The 732-nt window shown below is 68.2% G+C and carries 1 protein-coding gene; it reads right to left on the bottom strand.

The genetic code is table 11. The annotated features are described in order from the left end of the window. On the bottom strand, positions 1 to 732 hold a 732-nt coding region (locus KWI83_RS37815; RefSeq protein ID WP_218518892.1), incomplete at both ends, for an acyltransferase domain-containing protein.

Genomic DNA, 732 nt, shown 5'->3' with positions numbered 1-732 from the left:
GCATCGGCGAACCGGACGGTCTGACGAACGTTGCGCACCCAATAGCCGGGGTCGCACAGCTCCTCGCTCACCGGACCACCGGTCACCGTCGAGACGAACGGCAGCCTCGGCTCCCGGAAGGTCACCGACTCCAGCACCCGCCGGAAGTCCTCAAGGACCGGGTCCATCAGCTGCGAATGGAAAGCGTGACTGACCGTGAGCCGCTTGGTACGACGGTCCGACCACCGCGCCGCCTCAGCCAGCACCGCCTCTTCAACACCGGACAGCACCACCGACGACGGACCATTGACCGCCGCCAGCTCCACCCCCTCCGGCAACTCCATCTCCGCCTCACCGGCCCGGACGGCGACCATCGCCCCGCCCTCCGGCAGCGCCTGCATCAACCGCCCCCGCGCCGCCACCACCCGCACCGCATCATCCAGCGACCACACACCCGCCACATAAGCAGCCGCCAACTCACCCACTGAATGCCCCAGAACAGCATCCGGCGTGACACCCCACGACTCGAACAGCCGAAACAGCGCCACCTCGAAGGCGAACAACGCAGCCTGCGCGTACACCGTCCGATCCACCTCAGGACCAGCGATCACCTCACCCAACGGCCGCTCCAGCAGACCGTCGAACGCGGCACACACCTGCGCGAACGCCTCAGCGAACACCGGATACCCAGCAGCCAGTTCCGCCCCCATCCCCACCCGCTGCGCACCCTGACCCGCGAACACGAACGCGGTC

It is taken from the genome of Streptomyces sp. TRM70350 (genome assembly GCF_019219825.1).
GTDB lineage: Bacteria > Actinomycetota > Actinomycetes > Streptomycetales > Streptomycetaceae > Streptomyces.
Note: the sequence above shows the minus strand (reverse complement) of the source record. Positions and strands in the feature narration are given on the sequence as shown.